Origin of the sequence: Pelodictyon phaeoclathratiforme BU-1 (assembly GCF_000020645.1) — a bacterium.
Lineage (GTDB): Bacteria > Bacteroidota > Chlorobiia > Chlorobiales > Chlorobiaceae > Chlorobium > Chlorobium phaeoclathratiforme.
Window position 1 is genome coordinate 2,939,751 of sequence record NC_011060.1, and the last position, 23,966, is coordinate 2,963,716.

26 protein-coding genes and 1 other RNA gene are annotated in these 23,966 nt (G+C 48.5%); 3 read left to right on the plus strand and 24 right to left on the minus strand.

The annotated features are described in order from the left end of the window. Positions 1-386: 386 nt before the first annotated feature. From PPHA_RS14040 to PPHA_RS14060, 5 genes are all read right to left on the minus strand, one after another. Positions 387-1,160, minus strand: coding sequence for a succinate dehydrogenase/fumarate reductase iron-sulfur subunit (locus PPHA_RS14040; RefSeq protein ID WP_012509465.1), 774 nt, complete (start codon positions 1,158-1,160; stop codon positions 387-389). 9 nt (positions 1,161-1,169) lie between these two features. Then, entirely contained in the window at positions 1,170-3,110 is a 1,941-nt protein-coding gene (locus tag PPHA_RS14045) for a fumarate reductase/succinate dehydrogenase flavoprotein subunit (protein ID WP_012509466.1), read from the minus strand. A gap of 58 nt (positions 3,111-3,168) precedes the next feature. After that, a complete protein-coding gene (locus tag PPHA_RS14050) occupies positions 3,169-3,831 on the minus strand; it encodes a succinate dehydrogenase cytochrome b subunit (protein WP_012509467.1) in 663 nt (220 codons plus the stop codon). Between the two features lie 103 nt (positions 3,832-3,934). Continuing rightward, entirely contained in the window at positions 3,935-4,576 is a 642-nt protein-coding gene (locus PPHA_RS14055) for a cyclase family protein (RefSeq protein ID WP_012509468.1), read from the minus strand. After that, on the minus strand, positions 4,576-5,349 hold the full coding sequence (locus PPHA_RS14060) for an alpha/beta hydrolase (RefSeq protein WP_041526925.1): 774 nt from the start codon (positions 5,347-5,349) through the stop codon (positions 4,576-4,578). The genes PPHA_RS14055 and PPHA_RS14060 overlap by 1 nt, the downstream gene beginning before the upstream one ends. A 127-nt stretch (positions 5,350-5,476) precedes the next feature. Between PPHA_RS14060 and PPHA_RS14065 the strand changes: the two genes are divergently transcribed. Continuing rightward, complete coding sequence (locus tag PPHA_RS14065) at positions 5,477-5,983, plus strand: septal ring lytic transglycosylase RlpA family protein (RefSeq protein ID WP_041526575.1); 507 nt, start codon at positions 5,477-5,479, stop codon at positions 5,981-5,983. Between the two features lie 4 nt (positions 5,984-5,987). Here the strand turns inward: PPHA_RS14065 and PPHA_RS14070 are convergent, their stop codons facing one another. The 19 genes from PPHA_RS14070 to ffs form a co-directional block, all read right to left on the minus strand. Further along, complete coding sequence (locus tag PPHA_RS14070) at positions 5,988-6,881, minus strand: damage-control phosphatase ARMT1 family protein (protein ID WP_012509471.1); 894 nt, start codon at positions 6,879-6,881, stop codon at positions 5,988-5,990. A 100-nt stretch (positions 6,882-6,981) separates the two neighbouring features. After that, positions 6,982-7,995: an MBL fold metallo-hydrolase gene (locus PPHA_RS14075; RefSeq protein ID WP_012509472.1), complete on the minus strand. Its 1,014-nt coding sequence runs from the start codon at positions 7,993-7,995 to the stop codon at positions 6,982-6,984. 64 nt (positions 7,996-8,059) lie between these two features. After that, a complete protein-coding gene (gene arsB, locus PPHA_RS14080) occupies positions 8,060-9,118 on the minus strand; it encodes an ACR3 family arsenite efflux transporter (RefSeq protein WP_012509473.1) in 1,059 nt (352 codons plus the stop codon). Between the two features lie 4 nt (positions 9,119-9,122). Beyond that, positions 9,123-9,512, minus strand: a complete 390-nt coding sequence (locus PPHA_RS14085) for a rhodanese-like domain-containing protein (RefSeq protein WP_012509474.1) — start codon at positions 9,510-9,512, stop codon at positions 9,123-9,125. Positions 9,513-9,530: 18 nt separating this feature from the next. Beyond that, on the minus strand, positions 9,531-9,668 hold the full coding sequence (locus tag PPHA_RS16080; protein ID WP_012509475.1) for a hypothetical protein: 138 nt from the start codon (positions 9,666-9,668) through the stop codon (positions 9,531-9,533). Between the two features lie 12 nt (positions 9,669-9,680). Next, positions 9,681-9,854 (minus strand): hypothetical protein, encoded by a 174-nt coding sequence (locus PPHA_RS16085; RefSeq protein WP_012509476.1) that lies wholly within the window; start codon positions 9,852-9,854, stop codon positions 9,681-9,683. Between the two features lie 39 nt (positions 9,855-9,893). Next, complete coding sequence (locus PPHA_RS14090; RefSeq protein ID WP_041526576.1) at positions 9,894-10,328, minus strand: arsenate reductase ArsC; 435 nt, start codon at positions 10,326-10,328, stop codon at positions 9,894-9,896. A gap of 55 nt (positions 10,329-10,383) precedes the next feature. Continuing rightward, a complete protein-coding gene (phoU, locus tag PPHA_RS14095) occupies positions 10,384-11,070 on the minus strand; it encodes a phosphate signaling complex protein PhoU (protein ID WP_012509478.1) in 687 nt (228 codons plus the stop codon). 456 nt (positions 11,071-11,526) lie between these two features. Next, a complete protein-coding gene (locus PPHA_RS14100) occupies positions 11,527-11,730 on the minus strand; it encodes a hypothetical protein (RefSeq protein ID WP_012509479.1) in 204 nt (67 codons plus the stop codon). Then, a complete protein-coding gene (locus tag PPHA_RS14105) occupies positions 11,730-12,173 on the minus strand; it encodes a PIN domain-containing protein (protein WP_012509480.1) in 444 nt (147 codons plus the stop codon). The genes PPHA_RS14100 and PPHA_RS14105 overlap by 1 nt, the downstream gene beginning before the upstream one ends. Positions 12,174-12,499: 326 nt before the next feature. Then, complete coding sequence (locus PPHA_RS14110; RefSeq protein WP_012509481.1) at positions 12,500-12,679, minus strand: hypothetical protein; 180 nt, start codon at positions 12,677-12,679, stop codon at positions 12,500-12,502. A gap of 331 nt (positions 12,680-13,010) precedes the next feature. Beyond that, positions 13,011-13,853, minus strand: a complete 843-nt coding sequence (locus tag PPHA_RS14115; protein WP_190274005.1) for a CPBP family intramembrane glutamic endopeptidase — start codon at positions 13,851-13,853, stop codon at positions 13,011-13,013. A 70-nt stretch (positions 13,854-13,923) separates the two neighbouring features. Further along, a complete protein-coding gene (locus tag PPHA_RS14120; protein WP_012509483.1) occupies positions 13,924-15,153 on the minus strand; it encodes a DNA cytosine methyltransferase in 1,230 nt (409 codons plus the stop codon). Beyond that, positions 15,150-15,797 (minus strand): Eco29kI family restriction endonuclease, encoded by a 648-nt coding sequence (locus tag PPHA_RS14125; RefSeq protein ID WP_012509484.1) that lies wholly within the window; start codon positions 15,795-15,797, stop codon positions 15,150-15,152. Before PPHA_RS14125 ends, PPHA_RS14120 begins: the two co-directional genes overlap by 4 nt. Positions 15,798-16,567: 770 nt before the next feature. Next, a complete protein-coding gene (locus tag PPHA_RS14130; RefSeq protein ID WP_150085732.1) occupies positions 16,568-16,879 on the minus strand; it encodes a hypothetical protein in 312 nt (103 codons plus the stop codon). A 178-nt stretch (positions 16,880-17,057) separates the two neighbouring features. After that, positions 17,058-19,550 (minus strand): tetratricopeptide repeat protein, encoded by a 2,493-nt coding sequence (locus PPHA_RS14135; protein WP_012509485.1) that lies wholly within the window; start codon positions 19,548-19,550, stop codon positions 17,058-17,060. A 572-nt stretch (positions 19,551-20,122) separates the two neighbouring features. Then, a complete protein-coding gene (gene fsa / locus PPHA_RS14145; RefSeq protein ID WP_012509486.1) occupies positions 20,123-20,791 on the minus strand; it encodes a fructose-6-phosphate aldolase in 669 nt (222 codons plus the stop codon). A 9-nt stretch (positions 20,792-20,800) separates the two neighbouring features. Next, the gene (locus PPHA_RS14150) at positions 20,801-21,850 is read right to left on the minus strand and encodes a 1,9-bis(guanidino)-5-aza-nonane synthase (protein WP_012509487.1); all 1,050 of its coding nucleotides are present in this window, start codon (positions 21,848-21,850) and stop codon (positions 20,801-20,803) included. 37 nt (positions 21,851-21,887) lie between these two features. Beyond that, positions 21,888-21,986: signal recognition particle sRNA small type (gene ffs, locus PPHA_RS15320), an RNA gene on the minus strand. A 219-nt stretch (positions 21,987-22,205) separates the two neighbouring features. On the opposite strand from ffs, the gene trpS reads away from it, so the two are divergent. Together trpS and PPHA_RS14160 are read left to right on the plus strand one after the other, a co-directional pair. Continuing rightward, the gene (trpS, locus tag PPHA_RS14155) at positions 22,206-23,252 is read left to right on the plus strand and encodes a tryptophan--tRNA ligase (protein WP_012509488.1); all 1,047 of its coding nucleotides are present in this window, start codon (positions 22,206-22,208) and stop codon (positions 23,250-23,252) included. Positions 23,253-23,258: 6 nt separating this feature from the next. Beyond that, positions 23,259-23,960, plus strand: coding sequence for a beta-phosphoglucomutase family hydrolase (locus PPHA_RS14160; RefSeq protein WP_012509489.1), 702 nt, complete (start codon positions 23,259-23,261; stop codon positions 23,958-23,960). Positions 23,961-23,966: the final 6 nt, after the last annotated feature.

Consider the following 23,966-nt stretch of genomic DNA (forward strand, 5'->3'; position numbering starts at 1 on the left):
GGCTGCTGAGCTCCTTCTGTGATAATGTTTCTGCAACGACGACAGAGAGACTATCGCCCTGCATGGGAAACGGAACAGGTGAGGGTCAAACTCCGATCATTCAAACTCATCAGCCCGACCCGAGCGTAAACAACACACGCCAACTGCAAAAAGAACATCCGTTGATCTTCCTTCAACAATTGAGATCAAGAAACAATTCCTCTATCTCGCTATGTATGCACACATTATTACAGGTGACCATAAACAGATTGACAAGCAATACGGGGCACACTGACTATCCTGAATCAGAGATGGCAAAACGACGGGCATAAGAGCAATGCACGACGGGCAGGCAAGAGTGAGGGTTGCACTCCTCTATGAAGAGCAGTAACAAGGAGCCATCTCGCCTATAGTGACTCCTTGACCATCTTTTCCTTTTCGGCAAAGAGTTTCGCCACAAGAAATCCCCGGTTCATGCGGGCAATATTGATAACAGAAATGCCCTTGGGACATTCCGCCTCACAGGCATAGGTGTTGCTGCAACTACCGAAACCAAGCGCATCCATGGCAGCAACCATCTTCTGCACCCTTTTGGCAGCCTCAACCTTTCCCTGGGGAAGAAGTGCAAGGTGCGATACTTTTGCGCCAATAAACAACATGGCTGCAGCATTGGAACAGGCGGCTACACAGGCTCCGCAGCCGATACAGGTTGCGGCATCAAAAGCGGCATCCGACTTCTCCTTTGGAACAGGAATGGTATTGGCATCGGGCACCCCGCCGGTATTGACCGATACATAGCCTCCAGCCTGTATGATTTTATCAAAGGCACTGCGGTCAACAATAAGGTCGCGGATGACGGGAAAGGCCTTTGCTCTCCATGGCTCAATATTGATGGTAGCTCCATCGGTAAACGAGCGCATATGGAGCTGACAGGTTGTAACTCCTTTGACAGGTCCATGAGGACGTCCGTTGATATAAAGACTGCAGGTGCCACAAATACCCTCCCTGCAATCATGATCAAAAGCAACAGGATCGCCTCCAGTCATGATGAGTTTTTGATTCAGGGTATCAAGCATTTCAAAAAAAGAGCTGTCAGGCGAGATCCCGGAAACATCATAGGAAACCATCTCTCCTGTAGCCGTAGCGTTTTTCTGTCGCCAGATTTTCAGCGTAAAGTTCATAATAACCGGTTATTTATAGCTCCGCTGGGAGAGCTTGATCTCGTTGAATTGAAGTGCCTCACGGTGCAGTTCTGCTGAGGCATCACGACCCTTGTATTCCCACGCACCGACAAAGGCGAACTTCTCATCATTGCGCAATGCTTCGCCCTCACTGGTTTGATACTCCTCCCTGAAATGTCCCCCGCACGACTCTTTGCGCTGCTGGGCATCTCGCACCATAAGCTGGCCAAGTTCGATAAAATCAGCTACCCGACACGCCTTCTCCATTTCAGGATTATATTCGTCCAGTCCTCCGGGAATCCGCACTCCGCGTGCAAATTCGTGACGCAGTTCGGTAATCTGATAAAGGGCTTCGGTAAGGCCTGCATCATTTCGTGCCATACCGCAATACTCCCACATGATTTTTCCAAGACGACGATGGAAATGATCGACCGACTCTTTGCCTGAACTGTTTTTGATCCGCTTCAGGCGATCACTGACGGCATCGGCAGCAAGCTTGAATTCAGAAGAGTCTGTATCGAAGCGTGGCGTATGAATTTCAGCAGCAAGATAGTTCCCGATCGTATAGGGCAGTACGAAATAACCATCAGCAAGCCCCTGCATAAGCGCTGAAGCGCCGAGGCGGTTTGCTCCATGATCAGAAAAATTGCATTCACCAATAGCATAAAGACCTGGAATGGTCGTCATCAATTCATAATCAACCCAGAGACCTCCCATGGTATAGTGCACTGCCGGATAGATCATCATCGGCATTTCATAGGGGCTCTCCGCAACAATCTGCTCGTACATCTGAAAGAGGTTGCCATAAAGCGAGTCAATCGCATCATGGCCCTTGCGTTTGATCGCATCGGCAAAGTCAAGAAAAACGGCCATCCCCGTAGTACCAACGCCAAAACCGGCATCGCAACGCTCCTTGGCAGCCCGTGAAGCCACATCCCTCGGCACGAGATTGCCGAAAGCGGGATAGCGACGCTCCAGATAGTAATCGCGATCGGCTTCTGGAATATCAGAGGCCTTGATCTCTTTGTTCCTGAGCCTTTCAACATCCTTTATCTTGGCGGGAACCCATATCCTGCCATCGTTGCGCAAGCTCTCGCTCATCAACGTCAGCTTGGACTGCGCATCACCATGCACCGGAATACAGGTCGGGTGAATCTGGGTAAAGGCCGGATTGGCAAACATTGCCCCTTTTTTGTACGCGCTCCATGCAGGAGTCACATTGGAACCCATGGCATTGGTCGAAAGGAAAAAAACGTTCCCGTACCCACCACTTGCCAACACAACAGCGTGAGCTGCATGGCGTTCGATCTTGCCGGTAACCAGGTTTCGGGCAATGACCCCTCGAGCCTTTCCATCCACAAGTACCGTATCAAGAACATCACGACGATTGAAAAGCGTAACATTGCCAGCGGCAATCTGACGACTCAGGGCGCCGTAAGCGCCAATTAAAAGCTGCTGGCCAGTCTGGCCCCTTGCATAGAACGTTCTCGATACCTGTGCACCACCGAATGAACGGTTGGTCAGCAAGCCGCCATACTCTCTGGCAAATGGCACTCCCTGAGCCACACAGAGATCAATGATCTGATTACTGACTTCAGCCAGACGATAGACATTTGCTTCACGAGCCCGATAATCGCCACCTTTGATGGTGTCGTAAAAGAGTCGATAGGCGCTGTCGCCATCGTTTGGATAGTTTTTAGCGGCATTGATTCCACCCTGTGCAGCGATACTGTGTGCACGACGCGGCGTATCCTGATAGCAGAACACCTTGACATTGTAACCAAGCTGCCCAAGCGATGCAGCAGCCGAGGCTCCGGCAAGACCGGTACCGACGACAATGATATCAAGTTTGCGTTTGTTGTTGGGGTTTACCAGCTTGCAGCCCGATTTGTAGGCGGTCCATTTTTCAGCCACCGGCCCTTCAGGGATTCTGGCGTTGAGGCGTGTCATTGAAGAGTGTTGTGAGTGTTGTTTTCGGTAAAAAACACAGTCGTTATCGATTATTAACTTATTTCAAAAAATAGAGATAAATCGGCACTGCGCTGAACCCTGCGGCAATAAGAACCGAGTAGACTGAACCAATAATCTTTACGGCGCCCATATACTTGCTGTGGTTCAGGCCAAGGGTCTGAAAAGCAGACTGAATGGCATGATTGAGATGAATACCGAGAAAGATAAAGGAGATGATATAGAAGAGTGAATACCAGGAAGATGAAAACAAAAGAAGGGAACGATGATAGAAGTCGTGGATTGCTATTCCGGGAGGTGGCGATACAAGCCCAATCTTGATAAAGTAAAAATCAATAAAATGGAGACAAAGGAAGATAAAAACAATGATACCGGTGTGAAACATATACTTCGAAAAGAAGGAGGTTTCAGAACTGTTGCCGCAAACGTAGGCTTTTGGCCGTGCTGCACGATTCTGAACGGATACCACCAGACCGAAAAGGATATGGATAAGAAACCCGGCAAAAAGTACGATTTCGAAAACTTTGATCAGGGAATTGGTTCCCATGAAGGTTGCTGCCTCAGTGAACATAAGACCCCCGTCATCATTCAGAAGCATAAGATTAATGCCGAGATGCACACACAAAAATGTAACCAGAAAAAGCCCGGCAAGAGCCATGAGTACTTTTTTGGTAATAGACGAAAACATGAGCATGACGTTCATACTATGGTTTATATTCAATGGGAAAGAACTGCGGATTTTATCCTGTGTACTTCAAGGTAAGTTCCTCTTTTTAAACTTCCAATAAAAAAATGATACCCGACCTTCAGCACTCAACCAAAGCAACCGCTCTGACGGGTGATGCTTCAGCGCCGGCAATTCTCAAAGGAAAGCTGCAAAAGATGAAAGAAGAATGCAATAGCAAGGGTGGACATACAAGATTCTCAATAATGAGTATCCCGTTTTGCAGCAATTGTGTATGAACGGGAAAATCACAGGATACGGGAGAATCGACAGAAATCATGTCAACTCCGAGCCCTTTCAAGGGAAAATCGCTCAGCCAAAGAGCCGCATCAGAGGTGAGCAGAGGGTAACCCTCAAAATAAGCTGCCGAGCCCCAATACTTGCTCCACCCGGAACAGAGCAGCAGAAACTCACTCTCATAAATGAGATCCCGGAATGGATAAAGAGTCTCAACCGTAATCAACCCGTCTGTCAGGCTGCGAAGATCAATCGCCACTCCCTTTCCGGAAAACTGCTCAATAGTGAACGCATCAAGCGAACTGCCTGAGGGAAGAATATGTGACGGAAGATCAACATGTGTCCCGGTATGGGAAGAGATGGTTAAAAGCTGCTCGGCAAAACCATGCTCATCAATGGAAGAGAGCTGCTGAAACCGCGGTCCGGGAGTGCCAGGATAACAGGGCATCCCGGAGCTGATGACCTGACTCAGATCAATGACCCGCATCACCCGTGCACCCTCTGTCGGATTCTTGAAGCCACATAGTCCATAATCGCCTTGACGGCTTTTTCATTCTCACAATCACAAAAGATCTGGTGACCGGAATGCTCCAGCCAGATAATAGACTTGCCTGATGGCTCAGTAGCAATCCTGTTGTAAAGGATAAGGGCGCTTTCAGGACGAACCGTATTTTCCCTGCGGTTATGCACAATTAAAACGGGCACATTGACCCGCCCAAGCAGTTGCTGGCTTATTTTTATCAGCTCAAAAAAAGAGATGATGGCATCTGTTGGCACCCAGGAATAATGAGGAATGCAGGTTGCACAGCCCTGATCCGCAAAATCGCTCTTCAACTTCCAATTTTTGATAATTTTGCTCACAAATGGCGCGGCAAAATGAAGAGGACGACCTGGAGCAAGCACAGAAATGAGCTGAATCGCCGGAGCAACAAGCACCAGAGAATCAATCTTCTCCTTGTGCCTTGCTGCAAGATTGAGCGAGAGAAGCGCTCCCATACTATGGCCGATCACGATAACCTGCTCAACCTCAAGGCTCAGTTCGAAAAGCGCCTGCTCAGCATCCGCCATCCACGACTCCCATCGTACACCACGGAGCGCCTCAGGGGACAATGCACCATGCCCCGCCAGCAGAGGCTGCCTGACCGGAATACCAAGTTTTTCAATAGAGGTGTACAACGATTTCACACTATCAAGCGTCGCCGTAAAACCATGAATAATAAGGACTCCAAAAGGGCTTCGCTCTCTGTGTTGTAACTCCATAATCGACTCTGATACAATCTGGCTGTACAAATTATAAAACGGCTCTCGCTGAATATAATGGGGTATAGGGAAAATTCCCTTGAATTGGCTATTTTTCAGGAACTCATCCAGGTAAAAAACTGAACCGATGCAAAAGAGATACTTCATCCGGCTCCTTCTACTGCCCCTTGTGCTCAGTTCGTGTTCATCGACACGCACCACCGTATCAAGGGATGACGTCAAAGGTATTTCACCCGAAGAGGCATACCGACTGGGCAAAATCAAGAACACTCCCTATGTTATCAACGGAAAGGTCTATGTTCCAATGAGCTACGAAGAGGCTCTTTCTTACCAGGAGAGCGGGATTGCATCCTGGTACGGACAGGAAACGCTCGACCAGCATAACGGACAGTTAACCGCCTACGGGGAAGTTTTCGATCCATCAAAGCCAAGCGCTGCACACAAATACCTGCCTTTACCCTCCATTGTCAAAGTGACCAATCTTGAAACCCGTGCATCAATGGTCGTCCGGGTCAATGATCGAGGGCCATTTGTCGGTGACCGGGTTATCGATCTAAGCGCGGAAGCAGCCAAACGACTGGGATTTTACCAAAAAGGAAGCGCGAAGGTCAAAATTGAGGTTATCTCCCGCTGACACCTCACGCTGGGCTCAGCTTGCCGCCCTGCATAAGAACCAGCTCCCCCTTTGCTACACCGGAGAGTTTCGCCATCTGGTCACACTTTATTCTCAGAATAAAAAAGAGACGTTCATCAGCAACGTCGAGCAGCGTTTCAAAATTCCCCTGACCTTTCGATATGATCACGTCGGCATTATCGAACAACCGCCGGAATTCATCAGAAGTTTCATCCAGCAGAGTGCCCGGATAGACACTGCCTGAAGAGATGACCACAGCCACCTCTTGCAGTCCGGCCTCATACGCATCACTGAGGACGGCGTCATTGATGACCGGCATCGCCCTGACGGCACAGGTAACCGCCAGGCCTGGATTACTGCGCCTGATCTCCTCAATGAACAGCCTGTCGAAAACAATCTCTCCCGCATTGTCGCAAATATAGAGCAGTTTTCCGGCCAACATCAAACGCCTGGAGAGCTCCGCAAAATCAAAACACCCGAATGAGCGTTCACTGATGGTACTCAGCTCCTTTTCAATATCGAGCGATCCGTGTTGCTTGGCACCAAAATCAATGATGTTGCCCGCCGCCGCAATTTTAACCGCATCCTGCAGGGGTTCCGGAGAGTTCCGGATTTTATTCCTGAACTCATCAACGAACTGCAACGCTGTGACGTTCGACTGCTTTTTTATCGCTCCGAAAGGATCGTAATCCGCCCCCTTTCCCGACAAGGCGATGGCCCTGTCTGTAGCGCTTCTGATAATATGCTGCACAACAAGACCCTCGCCATGAGTATCGAGAAGTTGGCGCATCGAATGCTCAAACAGCATTTTTGCGCTCTTCCCGTCAAGTCCGGTAACCTTTACAAGCGATTGCAACTGCTCGAAAATACATGAATAACATCCCGCAGGTATCTGCATAGTACTGTTTATTAAAAGAGAAAAATCCCTTCACAATCAACGCTGGCGCATCTGACTTGCCGCCGATCTCGAAAGCCCTGTCTGCCAAACACTCCCTGTATCACTCCCATTCCATCTCATTATACACCTGCAAAGCGTTCCTGCCGGAGAGAGCATCATAATTTCCCAGATAACGAAACATCGTCTGATCAATCGAACGGATCCCTGTTGCATCTCCGCCGGAAGCCCGATAATCCGAGACCGCCTTGCGAATAAATGATAAATAGCGCCTCGTATCATACGACGCTTTTTCAAGACTTGCCGGATGTCCGTGCCCGGGAATCACTATCCGTGGATGTAACGCAGCCAGGGCATCAAACACCTCCAGCCAGCTCTTGCTGCGGGAATGTTCCTGCACGCCCGGAAGCCGCTCCATGTAAACGATATCCCCGCTGAATACAATCTTTTCGGAAGGCAGCCAGACAAACGAGTCGCCCGGGGTGTGAGCCCAGCCGTGATGCTGAAGCAGCAGCGTTTTTCCTCCGATGGTCAGCCGCAACTCATTGCTGAACACCTCATCAGCAAAAACCGGTTCCGTCCCCCTCATGCCTTCCGCACCAACAAGGTTCTGCAGCATGGAGAGTTGATCTGACGCACGAAATTTCTGATCTTTCACGGCCTCTTCGTGAGCAATGATTTTAGCACCATGCGACTTGAAATAACCGTTGCCAAGCCATCGATGATCTTGTCCGCCGGTATTGATGACATGCGTGACAGGCTTGCCCGTCACGCTCCTGACAAGCGAGTCAATGTGTTCCGCCCCTTTCCATGAAGCCCCGGAGTCAATCAGGATCACACCGCTGGAAGTTACCACAAAACCGAACGTCGCATTATTGCCCAGGTTTTCGGCTGTCCGGTTGTCGAGACCACCGATTATGGCATACACATCAGGTACAACCTTTTGCAGGGCAAGGCTTTCACCAGCGAAAAGAGAAGGGGGTTTCAGTAGTAACGCCGCTATAAACAGTACGATGAGATAACGCATAAACTTCATGGTTTCATGACTTGAAAAATCCCGAAGAGCACGACAGATACTTTCTGCAACCCCGAAGTCCTCCCCTCGATAAATGTTCATATCCGTTTGCTGTTCCCAGTGTAAAAACTGTTTTCATGACGAGGGAAACATTGACCTGTACGTTTTATGCATCGCCGTTCATACCGCCAAAATACTTCTCTTTGAACCACAAGGAAACATTCACCAGGCCGATAAGCGCCGGAACCTCCACAAGAGGCCCGATGACGGCGGCAAACGCCTCCCCGGAATCGATGCCAAAGACTGCTACGGCCACGGCAATGGCAAGCTCAAAGTTGTTACTCGCCGCCGTAAAGGAGAGCGTAGCGGTTTTGGAGTAATCCGCTCCGGCCTTTCTTCCCATGTAAAACGAGGCGAGAAACATGATGATGAAGTAGCAGAGCAACGGTATTGCGATGCGAACGACATCCATGGGAATTTTAACAATATACTCACCTTTCAGCGAGAACATCACCACAATGGTAAAGAGCAGCGCCACCAACGTGAGTGGGCTGATGCGCGGTACAAAAACGGTTTCGTACCACTCCCTGCTTTTGAGGCGGAGCATGACGAAGCGGGTAAGAAAACCTGCGATAAAAGGTATGCCGAGATAGATGAAAACCGACGAGGCGATTTCTGCGATGGTGATATCGACCCTGAACGACGAGAGGCCGAGCCAGCCGGGCAGCACCGTAAGGAAGAGCCATGCGTAAACGGAGAAAAAGAGCACCTGAAACACCGAGTTGAAGGCGACGAGACCTGCCGCGTACTCCGTATCGCCTTTCGCCAGCTCGTTCCAGACGATCACCATGGCGATACAACGGGCAAGGCCTATGAGGATAAGACCGGCCATGTAGTGCGGCATATCGGAAAGAAAAAGCACGGCAAGCACGAACATAAGCACCGGCCCGATCACCCAGTTCTGCAAAAGCGACAACCCAAGCACCCTGGTATTGCGGAACACATCGCCAAGCTCCTCGTACTTCACCTTGGCCAGAGGCGGATACATCATGACGATAAGCCCTATGGCGATGGGAATATTGGTGGTACCCGACTGAAAAGTGTTCCAGAACGCTGCCGTACCGGGAAGAAGATAGCCAGAAAGTACGCCGATACCCATAGCGAGGAAGATCCAGAGCGTGAGGTAGCGATCGAGAAAGGAGAGTTGTCTGGTTGACATGCCCATAATGCTATCCTCCCGTGCTGTTTAAACTGCCAGAAGGGCTGCCGCAGCAACATCCGCCACAGTTGCATTTCAATTCACCCTTCATGGGAAAGCCTGTTTCCGCCCAGCGGACAATCCCGTACTGCATATTGACAGCATTCCGGTAGCCATTGTGCATAAGAAAACGGGTAGCCTTGAGGCTCCTTTCGCCAAGATTACAGGCTATAATCACCTCACGATCCGAGGGAATCTCCCGAAACCGTTCATCGAACTCGCTGAAGGGAATCAGCATGACACCGGGGAGATCGAACGATGCTTCGGCAACCTCTTCACGCTCACGGACATCAACAAGCAATGCTCCCTCTCCAATCATCTTCAACGCTGTCTCAGGAGAGACTTCAACGGCACTATTCATTTGATACTCCTCTTTTATTTATCTGTTCAGTAAATCCTTCAACTCCTCAAGTCCAGTCACGTTACCCTTCGAGTGCATCTCCCCGTCGACTACGAGATCCCTGGCGACGGAGGCAAGTCGCTCGCCTTCATTGCTGTAACCAATTTCTGATACCATTCTTTGTATTTGTTAGTTCATCGCAAATATACGATCAATAATAAAAAAAACAAAGGGCGTAATAAACTTCATCTCTGCCATTTCGACCGATACGGTCGCAACATCACCTATGCCCGCATTGCTCTCATCAGCACATGCAACCTCCGTTGCTCCCGCTGCTGCAGCGGAAAAAGAGGGAGGAACCATGCGCTACCCGGCAGAACCCGGCATCAGAATGCCTCTATATCAAAACAGTCCAATCCACTCACGAAGCTTCTCCTGCAGCTCGTCCCTGACCACACGGAACATCGCAAGCTGTTCGTCAGCATTACCCTGCAACGCAGCCGGATCGTCGAGCGGCCAGTAATATCGGTTACCATCCATCAGGCCGGGCCAGATACGGGGGCAGGTCGCCTGCGCCCTGTTGCACACCACGATGAGATAGTGCACGGGCACCCTGCCAAGATAAAGTTCCACCGTTTTCGGTCTCTGTGCTCCAATATCTATGCCGATTTCACGCATGACCTCGATGGCAAGGGGATGCACCGCGTTTTTGGGCTCGAGTCCGGCGCTCATCACCTCAAAGCGGTCGCTGGCCATATGGCGGAGCAAGCCTTCGGCCATCTGGCTGCGAGCCGAATTACCGGTGCAGAGAAAGAGCACATTTTTTTTCTTTTCCATAACTTGTACATGGGTAAACATTGATGAACCTGAACCGACAATCGTGTAAAACCAGTCAATTCCGCAGCGACTCGAACAGTTTTTCGTAGGAACTGTCTTTCTGGCGGGGTGTTTCGCCGGTTACGAGATAGAGCGCTTCTCGTGCTGTTTTCGTAGCATGATCGGCAATACGCTCAAGGTAGCGCGAGACACTCAGTACCGCGATAAGCTGTTCGATCTCTCCTGGCAGGATTTTCATCGCAGCCATAACAGTTCTCACAATCATCCGATGCATGGAATCGATCTCCTCTTCGATGGCAAAGACCCTGGAGGCTTTTACGGTATCCTTTGCCGCAAACGCATCGATAGCGTATTGCAGCATTTCGGCCACCTTCGCCCCGACACTCTCCAGATCGTATTGCTGCTGCAGCTCCCTGTCGATATCCAGCGCCCGCTCGACGATATGCACCGATAGATCTCCGATACGCTCGATATCGTCATTAATTCTCATGATCGCCACGATAGTGCGCAGATCCTTTGCTACCGGCTGCTGCAGTGCAAGGAACGAGAGGCATTGCGATTCGAGGCGTTGTCCAGCCTCGTCTATATCGTAATCGGCTTGTTTTACCCTGCGGGCTTTATCGATGTCCATCTCCTTAAGGGCCTCGAGCGCAAGAAGCAGGTTCCGGCGGGCGCTGGAAGCGAGAAGAACAAGAGTATCGGTCAGCTCCCTGATATGTTCATGAACGGGACGTTCGGGCATGGCTTAGAGTCAGTTTGGAGTTCTATAAAAAAACAGGCAGTTTCAGCCGAATCCATCTGGATAGAACAGCATCACACGTCGCTTGGGTAAGAGGTGTAGCATAGCTGTTTAACAGGCAAAACCGGTATGCCAAAATAATCTGGAAGCACATATATCACTGTATAGTTATATGTAAATTCCAATGTATGGAACAGAGTAGTGAGGATTTGTTACGATACCGTTAAATCGCCATGCATATCAACTCCGGCGAGCTGCCGATGGCTTCCGGAACCTGCGATCCGCATTTTCTGCAGATGCCAAATCCCGGCTGATTGGTTCCTGAGAGGGGAGAATGGGCGCTGAAAGTGTTCTTCTTCTGACCCGGCAACATCCCGCTCACCTCGTGGCACGGGTGCACTGAAACGGAATGCGACGTAGAAATTTGCGAGATTGAAGCGGTCCGTTCCTCACCACATCCTATAGCCCTATTTGTTCAGAATGTTTTTTCGCCATAGCAAATACATCATCAACACTTTCATTTTGCCAAAGCGTTTGCTGCCATTCAGTATAATCAAATGACTCCCGGTTTATTAAAACGATAAATCGTTCGGCTTCAACAGGCCCCAAACGCTCCCGCAGGGCTTGTATCCCGTCATGACGAATTATGGTATCACTTCTCATCAGCTATTCTCCATAAGGATTGCAAAATCTATCGGATTGAGAGTTTTTATTTCTTGTAATGACTGAGCTTTTTTCAAAAACACACGATCAGTGGTGATGAAATAGTCACATTTTGCTTCAACTGCACAAGCCAGATGCAAAGCGTCTTTCGATTTGATGCCAGTTTTGATTGCGATAGTGGCCCCAAGCTCTCGAATGCTGTCCAAAGCGGATATGTAATGTTTTGACAATGTTTTCCACTCGACTATTGCCTCTCGGTGATCAGGATACGGATTGGCGCTGTTTTCGTAATCCAATATGAATGACCAAACAAGTATCAGTTTGCTATCAAGAACAGCATTTTGAATAAACAGTTTGGCTTCGGTTTCCAATTTGATCCGAGCGGCAGTTTGGATATCGTAAGGCCGATTAAAACAGCACATATCAAGATATATTTTCATCATCAATAATCTATTCGTTGCCGGATATCGTGAAAAGAGACGCATAACTAAAGAAACAGCCAGAGGTCACTTTGTGAAGCTGTGTGCTCGTGGAAAACAGCTTCCGATTGATTTAATATCGAGTGGCATTGTCATTTTTCAATACCTGACAACAAGTTATGCCATGCTAATCGCCTGCAACAGATGGGTAGGAGTTATTTGTAACTATCTTTCCGATGGAATATCCTGCCTATTTCAATCATATTTTTAATTTTGTCAATTCTGAAATTCCCGAACTAATTTTTTCCTTATTTTTGCCATCAATCTTTTTCAAATCTTTGATGGCACTTTTACGGATATAAATTTTCATTTTTCAGATACTCATCAAACGCAACAGATTCTTCACTTCTTGTGGCTCTCAATAATTTCAGATCATATGCATCTTCTTTTGATACAATTTCCAATCCTTCGTTTTTGAAATTTTCCAGAAGCCACCTGACTTTGTCTGCCAATACTATCATTATTGACATTAATGACTATTGTCTGCATTTTTTCCCCTTTCTCAAACAGATTATCGGCAGTTTCTATCAGATATTTGCTGATTCCAGACCAAGTACATTCAATGCGCCATCCAGAAACCCTCCTGCCGATACATTGCCTGTTGTAATTACTTTGAAGCACACAAAAGTTAATACTAAAATATGTCGATTCAAAATCGACCTCCTAACCCGCAGATATTTGCATTGCCATCCATATAAGATAGCAATTGAAAAACCGCTTCCCTTCCTTACGCTTTAACCGAACAGGGCGTGACTCACTGGAAAAACGCCAGATCATCCACAAGATCAATTAGTTACCTCATCATAGCAACGACCTTTTGGGTGTAAACCTTTTGCGACCTCCTGCGATGAGAAGCGCCACTACCCATGTCAAAAGCACAGCCAAAGCAAGAGGTCTGGTACTGCCAGCAGCTTCAGGGCTGATCTTCAAGACGCCAGACCAGGTATTGACGGCAGCATGAAAGAGCATGACCAGTAACAGGCTCTCTCCAGAGCCGTGATATACCCAAGTGATCAGGATGCACAGGGGCATTGTCAGCAAAGCAAAGAGCCAAAAAGGCAGACTATGCTGAGCCGAAGCCGAAATGAAAAAGAGCGGCAAATGCCACACCGTCCAGATGATACCCAGAATAAGGCTCTCCCATGGTGGGCTAAACCGTGCCTCAAGTGCCGGAAGAACAACTCCCCTCCAACCGAACTCTTCGCCCAACGGCCCGCCAATAAAAAAAACGAGTACGATGTTGACCGCTACAATTAACCAGCGAGGCCCAAATGGAACATAGTCGGGCACGGTGCCACCCAATACGATGTGCCCACCCATAGCCAGCAGCATCACCATCGCCGGTCCAAAAATGGCAAGCAGATACCAGATTGGAGAAACGCGCCATACCAATGCCCGAGCGAGCAACTGGCGCAGCTCAGTTCCGCCAGCATATCTCCAGGTTAACAACAGAGCAACCACGCTCGGCGCAAAGGATCCCAACGTGATAAAAACAACGGACGGTACCGGCAGCGAGAACCGCAGATACTCAGCAATCAGCAGAGGCAACCAAATAAGCCAAGCACCGCCAAAGGATACCAGCAAATATAAGGGGAGTGGAATACCATTTACCGAGTGTGAAGTGCGCGAATGTGCTGGTTGCATGGAACCTCGTTCATCGTTGACGGTCACCGTATGATTGTATAAGGTAACAATGCTGCCCAAAAACAGCATTTTAAATCAAGCTATTGCAGCAAGGGTTTGCCCAAAGCCGGAATTCATCGGCCTGAGCGGCCTTTCGCTCAGCATCCATGTCGACTGCCGGGTTGAGCGTTTTTAGCTGCCTCGCCAACTTGAAACCTATTTTTTCTGCTAATAATACAGGAACTGCGTTCCCAATTTGGCGCATAGCCTCACCCCAAGCACCTTTGATGACGAAATCATCAGGGAAAGTTTGAATTCGTTTTGCTTCAAAGGTCGTTAGGTATCGAACGCTTCCATCATTGAAGCGGATCATGTTTTCCCCACCTGGAACCCCGTGACCACCAGCTTTGATTGTTTTTGACGGCCAATCAAAATCACTACCTGTATGACCGGGATACGTACGTGCACCACCTCGAAATATGTGGTCGATTATTCCATGATCTGATTTTGGGTCTGGCATATCAAATAAAGCGTCCCGCATAGTTTGCCATGGCAATAATTCTGGCTCAAACATTCCGTATTTGTCTGTTAGTCGAGATATTCTTTCTCTCAGCAGTGCGTCTAAATCAGGTCGCAACAGTTTATGTACTTTATGGCGCTCCCAGTATTCACCCGTTACGTACATGTCCCAGAGAAGCCTATCTTCTGAGTGTGTTTCTATAGGGAATGACCAAGGCAATGAGATGTCTGCTCGTGTCCCAACAATCACAACACGCTCTCGTGTTTGAGGCACGCCATAATCTGCAGCATTTATTAGTTTAAACTGAACGTTGTATTTTTTCCCTGCATAGGAAAGCCTGCCAATATTACGAAGTTCATCGAGGTGGCTTTTCCAGTTGACGTTATTACCCGCCATAAAATCCGGGTAACTTAATCTGAGGATTATGTATTCAAAATACTCAGAGAATGTTTGACGTAGAAGTCCTTTTACGTTTTCAAATACAAATGCTTTTGGAGCTAGTTTTTCGATAGCACGTATGGCATATGGAAACATGTCTCGGTTGTCTTGCTCGGCTCTGTGCTTGCCACCAAGTGAAAATGGCTGGCATGGCGGACCTCCTGCAACAATGTCAATATCTTCAAGGCTGTCTAAATCAAAATCTTTGATGTCACCAAAGAAAACTCGCGCAGGATCGAAATTCTCAGAAAGTGACTCGCACGCATGCTTATTAAACTCAACAAAGGCTGTATGCTCAAATCCAGACAACTCCAAGCCTTTTGCCAAGCCGCCTGCACCTGAAAAAATTTCAAGGGTCTTCATTGCGTCACCCCCAACTTCTTGAGGTGAAGGAGAATATTAGACATTATCGCGTTTTTCTCGGCATGTTTCCCATTGCACTTATTCGCCCAAGCCCTGCCTTCGTGAATGACATCCCAATCTGATTTGGCTTGTGCATATCGCCCGCTTCCGGGGTCATGATTGCCAAATCCATCAACAGCAGTATTCCAGAGCGGTTTATTTAGTTTGATAAGGGCGGCTTCAATTGCACTGATCATGTCTGAACCCTCCACTTCAAAAATAACGAAGCGACACATGAAATCCTCAAGCGACAGTTGGGCTCCAAGGGAAATACTCCTTCCGTGCTCTCGCAGGCGACCAATGAGTTCGCGTGACTGATTTAGTGCGTTGTCAGAAGAGCGGGCTTGCCTCCACCCTTTGGGAACGGCCTTGCCCACGTAGATAGGGTAGCCATATGAAAGGCGATTTAGTTCGGCGTATCGTTTGTACAGAGGATTACTTCCTGTGTAGTAGAGCGCGTACACCCCCGTCCCAAAAAATGATTCTGGCGGGGGGAGCGTGTGGACAGGTGTGCCATTAAAGAATCTGATCGCATCTTTGACCAGTTCGGCAAAGGCATCGTTTCTATAAACATGCTCACTTCGATCAAATGCTTGCGGTTTCATACTGCGGCGCTATTTTCAGAATCAGGGAGGTGGATTTTATCATGGCACGACTGTTATGCCGAAGCTGACGCCCAACAATAATTAGATTTATTCGCCGAACCTACAGATTTTTGAATTGTAAGGCATACAAGACGCCATTAGAAAACTTCTTAAAACGCTATTAATTGCAAGAATATAAATCACTTGTACCTTGTCTTGCCTTTTGTTTCTACCTCTTATATGGATCAGCATAAAAACGCTTTCTACAGCCAGTCAACAGTACCGCGAGGTCCAGATGGGCCCCGGTTTAAAATATGGTTGTTCGTACATCATTACAGTCGATACGTTCCTGAACGCTTCAAATGTCATATCCGCGTTCCTGCATGTGCGCAGTAAATGAGCGATTGAGTGCGTGAAAAATTGCTCGTGTTTCGCAGCCCGCAACCGAACCTGTTCAAAATCATCAATCACCTGTATCAAGGTAATAAACGTAATCTCATGCCCAAAAACATAGTACGCCACAACAACAGTATAAATACAGGATCATAACGTCCCCGTAAATACCCCGTATCCGGTCAGTATCAGCAGAGCAACAAAACGCAGCACGCGACACGTACCTCCAGCGGCTTGATTCATTGAAAAAACGCCAGATCGTCCACGAGATCATTTATTTGCCTCCTCATAGCAACGGCCTTTTGGATGCAAACCTTTTGCGACCTCCTACGACGAGAAGCGCCACTACCCATGTCAAAAGCACGGCCAAAGCAAGAGGTCTGGTACTGCCAGCCGCTTCAGGGCTGATCTTCAAGACGCCTGACCAGGTATTGACAGCAGCATGAAAGAGCATGACCAGTAACAGGCTCTCTCCAGAGCCGTGATATACCCACGTGATCAGGATGCACAAAGGCATTGTCAGCAAAGCTCGGCGCAAAGGATCCCAACGTGATAAAAACAACAGATGGCACCAGCAGCGAAAGCTGCAGATACTCAGCAATCAGCAGAGGCAACCAAATAAGCCAGGCACCGCCAAAGGATACCAGCAAATATAAGGGGAGTGGAATACCATTTACCGAGTGTGTAGTGCGCGAATGTACTGGTTGCATGGAACCTCTTTCATCGTTGATGGTCATTATATGACTGTAGATGGGAACGATGATGCAAAATAGCACTATTTTAGAGTTATTACAGTAAGGGCTTGCTCGACATGCTGATCATCGGTTGCCGTAAAGCGTTAGCGGAAAGGAACACCGGTAAACTGGCTGGTTAGCAACCATATTGCTTTTATCGATATTTGTTTATGGATTCGAAAAATCGTTTCAGACTCTCATCGTTTTTGTCAAAAAATTCATACAGCGCACCAATTAAGTACTGTGAAACTGACTCAATTCCACTTCTCTTAGCATCGATAAGCCCTGTAACTGCAATCTTTCGCAAATCATCCTCATTTAAGTCCCCGAGCAGGTGATGGCAGCGAATAAGTTCAGACCAAGTATATGCCAGACCCATTGGATCTTGTTCTGCTTGATAGAGTTGGATAGCATTTTGATAGATTAAGGTCGCTTCTTCTGCTCGCTTTTCCGATAAGAGCAAATCACCTAAACTTTGATACACATTGGCAAGACCGAGCTTCGCCTGTTCCTTTTTGTAGAGCTCGATGGCGTTATCATAGTGGCCCCTTGCCAGATCGACGTTCCCGAGTCTCCTCTCCAGGTCGCCGAGGGCTTTCAGGGCATTGGCAAGACCGAGCTTCGCCTGTTCCTTTTTGTAGAGCTCGATGGCGTTATCATAGTGGCCCCTTGCCAGATCGACGTTCCCGAGTCGACTCTCCAGGTCGCCGAGGGCTTTCAGGGCATTGGCAAGACCGAGCTGATCCTGTTCCTTTTTGTAGAGCTCGATGGCGTTATCATAGTGGCCCCTTGCCAGATCGACGTTCCCGAGTCTCCTCTCCAGGTCGCCGAGTAGGTTTTCAAGCAACGCGCCACTCATCATCTGATTGGCACGTTTTAATAGTGCTAGTCCTGCCAAAACGTTAAATGAGTATACGTTTTGTAGTTGTCGGATGAGCTTACGCGCCAACTCTTCATTAGGATTGCCTAAAGCCATATCCGTTTTGCAGAGTTGTTCAATTGCCCATAACTGTTGACTGCTCTTGACGCGGGATTGAATGTTTATATCGCTGCTGACGGTATCAGAAGCATTGCGGGAGAGTTCAATAAAATAATCGTAGGCGTAGTTTCGAGCGCGCTCCCAGTTGAAACTGCAATTAGTGGAATTACTATCCGACACATGCCCTAAAGCATAGCGTGCGATAGGAGGCAGCATAGTGAAACATCCTTTTTCAAGAACAAGTATATTGAAGTCGGTCATGGTGACGCGAGCCTGGCAATGACCGCTTTGCTTTTCCCATAAACTTAGGGTTTCCTCATCAAAACCCTCTGGAAAAAGAGCGGCAAATTGCCAAAGATCCAACGCACCTGGATCCTGTATCAATAAATTTTCAGTAAGGGAGAAAGATATTTCCAGACTATCAAGACGATGACTTGGATTACGAGTCTGGGCCAAAGCCGTGCCCCATTCGTGCCACAGTTCTTGTAGCTTTTCCCAACTGTAGGCACGTCCCAGACGGGCCAACAGGGTGATGCTGAGTGCGTGGCCACCCAACTGTTGATCAACGAAGTTACGGAGTTCGCTTAGGTTAAGCTGAGAAGTTCCGTTCCAGCATTTGGTAAAAAGCGATACAGCACTATCGGTATCAAGCCGGTCGATGTAAATGCTATTACCAAGCACGCTATCCAGATTTACTCTCGATGAGGCAAGAAGGCGTATACCCGGTAGTTGGCTAAGTTCACTCAACAACTTTTTACCACCGGGGGTCTCGGCAATACTTTCCAAATTATCTAAGTAATAAAGTCCGCGAGGGAGAAATGGGCTCAATAGGGTAACATCTCTGATGTGAGCGGTTTCCTCTGGTTTTAAGCCAACTGCAGAGCCTATTTGCCAGAGTAAACGCAAAGTATCCGCATCATCACTTACCTGAATCCAAAACGAGCGTGTGGCGCTATCACCATTTAGCCAGCATTTGAGCGCAGCCTTACATACCTCAGTTTTACCGATTCCAGCACAACCGACAACATACCCGCAAACCGTAGCATGACAGTTGTCACCGGTCAAAAAGGCATTTACTTCTTCTATCTCATGTTTACGCCCAATAACATCCCCTTCGCGAGGCTGTAGTCTCGGGTCATTGCTACCCAACAATTCACCCGGCAGCAATCTTTGTATGGGACGTTTTGGTGTTGGAATTTTTACCTCGTCACATATCAGAGAAAGGATACGTTGATTACCCGTTGGAAATCGATGATTATTATTCCAGTCAGTAAGAAGACTCGGAACATGACTATTGTCGCCATCGTCAGGAAGGATTGGAAAAAAACGTTGATTGTTAAGGTGAGAATGATAGAGATCACTGGTAATAATGGCGCTTTCCCAGGTAACTCCAGCCCCCCCATTATCCTCTATGTCACGTTTTTCAAATAGTTTCTTGTACCGTTCAGAACATACAATTAATACCATACTCGCATCTTCGATGCTGTGCTGCATCCAAGCACGCCACCCTTTTCCAGGTGGATGATTTTGGTATGGGTGGTCGGTAATAACTTGAATCCCATTACATGTGAGCCATTCTGCAAGAGCGGCAACCTTCTCACCAAGAGATCCTTCGTGAGCATAGCTAATAAAAACAGTTGGAATTTCTATCGGTAGGTTTAATTGCATTGAGTCGCTTCCTGTAATTTGCTAAGAATAATTTATTTGATCCAGCTAACCGCTGTTACCTTATTCATATAAAAAAGCCGTCAACAAGGCTACGAACTTCGGATGGGCCCCGGTGTAGATCATGTCTGTTCGTACATCAACGACCAATACATTCCTGAACGGTTCGAATGTCACACACGCGTTCCTGCATGTGCGTAACAAAAGCGCGACGGCATGCATGGCAAGGAGATCATTTTTCGCTGCCCGTAACCTCTGTACCTGTTCGAAATCATCAACCACCTGTACCAAGGTAATAAACGTAATCTCAAGTCCAAAAACATATTACGCCACAACAACAGTGTAACTACAGGATCATGACACCCAAGGCAACGACCCTGCCAACCGGTATCAGCAAAGCAATATCAAATGCAGCAGGCAGTAAGTACCTGCGCTGCACGAAATCGTAGTGGCTACGGGAGCAGTATGCCACCAGTCTGTTGACGAATGCATCCTTTACACAGAAGAAAGAAAAAGCCGGATGTGCAACAACGCCTATCCGGCTCAAAGAGGAAGGTGAAAAGCGCTTAAAGCTGCTACTTCTTCATCACCGCCGCATCATCCATGAACTTCTTCAGTCCGGCATCGGTGAGCGGGTGGTTGGCAAGCTGCTTGATAACACTGTAGGGAATGGTGGCAATATCGGCTCCCATCATGGCTGCTGTGACGACGTGTTGCGGATGGCGGACACTGGCCACGATCACTTCGGTCGGGTATCCGTAATTGTTGTAGATGGTGACAATCTGCTTGACAAGCTCCATGCCGTCGGTGCTGATGTCGTCAAGACGACCGACAAAGGGGCTCACATAGTCCGCTCCGGCTTTGGCGGCAAGCAGCGCCTGGTTCGGGGAGAAGACGAGCGTGGCGTTGGTGCGGATGCCGTTTAATGAGAAGTGTTGGATGGCTTTCAGTCCGTCGATGGTGAGCGGACACTTCACCACCACGTTTTCGTGGATTGCGGCGAGATCTTCGCCTTCGGCAATCATCTCCTCGGCCGTGAGGCAGGTGACCTCGGCGCTGACCGGACCGTCAACGATTTCGCATATGCGGGCGATGTGCGCCTTAAAGTCGTTGTAGGTGAAGTTTGACGGATCACCAACGATTTTTGCGATGAGCGACGGGTTGGTGGTAACACCATCAAGCACGCCGAGTTCGGCGGCTGCAAGAATTTCGTCGAGATTAGCGGTATCAATAAAAAATTTCATTCTCTCTTCTTACACGGTTACTTGTTGACGATCCAGCAGGGCATTGAAATTTTTTGTCTGACGGCCTTCCCAGTTGCGTTTGTGCCAGGCATAACCGGCGATCAGTGGCAGAGCAATGGTTGCTTCGGCAAAGACCATCTGCTCGTGTACGGTATCAACCTTGCCCCATGAACTGGCCTCCTTGAGGGTTGAGCCGGAAAGCGCTCCGTCACGCTCATCGGCGACCGTGATCTGAACGGCATAGGTGTGCATGGAGACATCGTCATGGCCAAGCACTTCAGCAGCAACAACAATATCCTGGGTAAAGTTTTTCGGCACGCCTCCGCCGATCATGAAAATGCCGGTCTTGTCATTCTCGATCTTGATTCTGGTCAGTTCACGAAAATCCTTGACGGAATCGATTGAGACATGTTTTTCGGGGTTGTTCCACTGGTGGTGCACAAGGCCGAATCCGGCAGAACAGTCCGAGAATGCCGGACAGAAGATCGGTACGCCTTTTTCGTATGCCTTATAGACAATGGAATTTTTGTCGAGGTTATTTGCCTCGATATATTTGGCCATCTCCACAATAAATTCGCGGGAAGAGTAGGCTCCTGGCTCCATGGAGTTGGCGATTATTGCCGTTGTGTCATCGCAGACACGAAGGTCGTCCTCGTCAATGTAGGTGTCGTAAATGCGGTCGATGTGCAAATCCCTGAGAATGGCATCATCCATAAAGGGGCTTCCCTTGTAGTGACGGAATCCAAGGGCTTCAAAAAAGTCCTGATCAACAATGTTTGCGCCAGTGGAGACAATGGCATCAACCATATTGTTCTCGATCATATCAATAATGACCTGCTTCAACCCTGCGCTGATCAGTGAACCGGCAAGGGTGAGAATAACGGCGCACTCCTTGTCCTGCTGCATGAGATCGAGAATGGAGGCCGCTCTTGCAAGGTTACGTGCCTGAAAAGCGGTGTCGCTCATCTGGTCAATCAGGGGAACAATATTCAGTTGTTTGATATCAATATGGCGCACCGGCGCGCTCAGTAGCCCTTCTTTTGTGAATGCTGACTGCATAACTATCTCCCGACGTATTATAAATGGAAAATAAAAAAGAGAGTAAGCTTACTATATCACACACTCAAATTACCGGATGCTGCTTCCTTCCGGATCTGACATGGTTGGGCAACTGAGCGTTGTATAGGACTTACTCTCTAAATATAGGGGTTTTCGAATTCTCCTGTCTGTGACGAAATCGAAAAACAAGTTGGATAATATAGTCTATCGTCTCATGAAAACAAAAAACAAACAAAGGCCTTTTATCTTTCTGTCAACTGTTATAACTTCCGAAGCATTTGGAGCCTTACTGAACCACAACCCTGCCTGAAACAGCCGCACTCGCAGCCGGGTTACCGCGGCACTACTTATTTTTATGGGAACACAGCGAATTTTAAGCGGAATGCGCCCTACCGGCAAACTCCATCTCGGTCATTTTACCGGTGCCCTTGAAAGCTGGGTCGAGCAGCAGAATCAGCTTGACGAAACGGGTGCGAGAGTCTATGAGACCTGCTTTCTCATTGCTGATTATCACAACCTGACGACCTCGCTTGATACCAGCGAGATTTATGCCAACACGCTTGATATGCTGCTCGACTGGCTGGCGGCTGGCGTTGACCCTGAAAAAAGTCCCCTCTTCCGCCAGTCGCAGGTGAAGGAACATGCTGAACTCTTTTTGATTTTTTCCATGCTGATCACCTCTTCGCGTCTCGAAAGAAACCCGACACTGAAGGAGCAGATACGTGATCTGAATATGGAGTCACTGGTATACGGTCATCTCGGTTACCCCGTTCTGCAGGCGGCTGATATCCTCCTCTACAAGGGGAACGTTGTTCCGGTAGGCGAAGATCAGATCCCCCATGTAGAGATTACCCGTGAGGTCGCACGCAAATTCAACAATCACTTTCCTCACCCTCTTCTGGGAGAGGTCTTTGCTGAACCGGAACCAAAAATCACAAAATTTTCCCGTCTGGTTGGCCTCGATGGCAAAGCAAAGATGTCGAAGTCTCTTGGCAATACCATTCTGCTCTCGGACGGCCCCGAAGAGGTGCTGAAAAAAATGCGCACGGCGGTGACGGATACACAGAAAATCCGCAAAAACGATCCAGGGCATCCTGAAGTCTGCACCGTTTTCAGTTATCATAAAAAATTTACCCCGGAGGAACAACTCTGCAGCATAGAGAGTGATTGCCGGGCAGGATCGCTTGGCTGCGTTGACTGTAAAAAACTGTGTGCGGCAAATATTGCACAGGAGCTGGCTCCCCTGATTGAAAAACGCCGCTATTATGAAGCACACATGGAGCTGGTAAAAGAGATTCTTCTTGACGGCGAGGCCAGGGCAAAGGTGATTGCCGGCCAGACCATGCAGGAGGTGAGAGCAGCCATGAGGCTTGGCGAAACAACCTGCAGTAACCATCTGTAAAATCGAATGCTGAACAACAACAAACAGGCCTTTATTTTCGACATGGATGGCGTGCTGACCGATAATATGCGCTTCCATGCCGATTCATGGGTTGAACTCTTCAGCGATTTTGGCCTTCAGGGGCTTGACGCTGAACGCTACCTGGTGGAAACCGCAGGTATGAAAGGCCTTGACGTTCTCCGTTACTTCCTCGACCCGCAGATCAGTGAGAGGGAGGCTGAACGCTTGACCGAACTCAAGGACTTTCTCTACAGGGTGATGTCGCGAGAGCGCATCAAAGCGATGCCTGGCCTTGGAGGGTTTCTTGATGCCGCTGAAAAACGGGGAGTCCAGCTTGGAATCGGCACCGGTGCAGGCCCGAAAAACATTGAGTATGTCCTTGGCCTGCTGAACATGACCAATACCTTCCAAGCAATTGTTGATCCCTCACAGGTGCGCCACGGCAAACCGGAACCTGATATATTTTTGCGTGCAGCCTCCCTGCTCAACGCCGCACCTTCTGATTGCATTGTCTTTGAAGATGCTCTGCCGGGAGTTGAGGCTGCCCGGAAAGCGGGTATGCAGTGCGTTGCGGTGACAACAACCAACCAGGCCGATGCATTCAGCCAGTTCGACAATGTCCTGCAGATCATCGACGACTTTACCTCCCTTTGCCCTGATGATCTCTTGAGAAAACTCAATGAGAAGCAACCCATGACCCTCTTATAACGATAT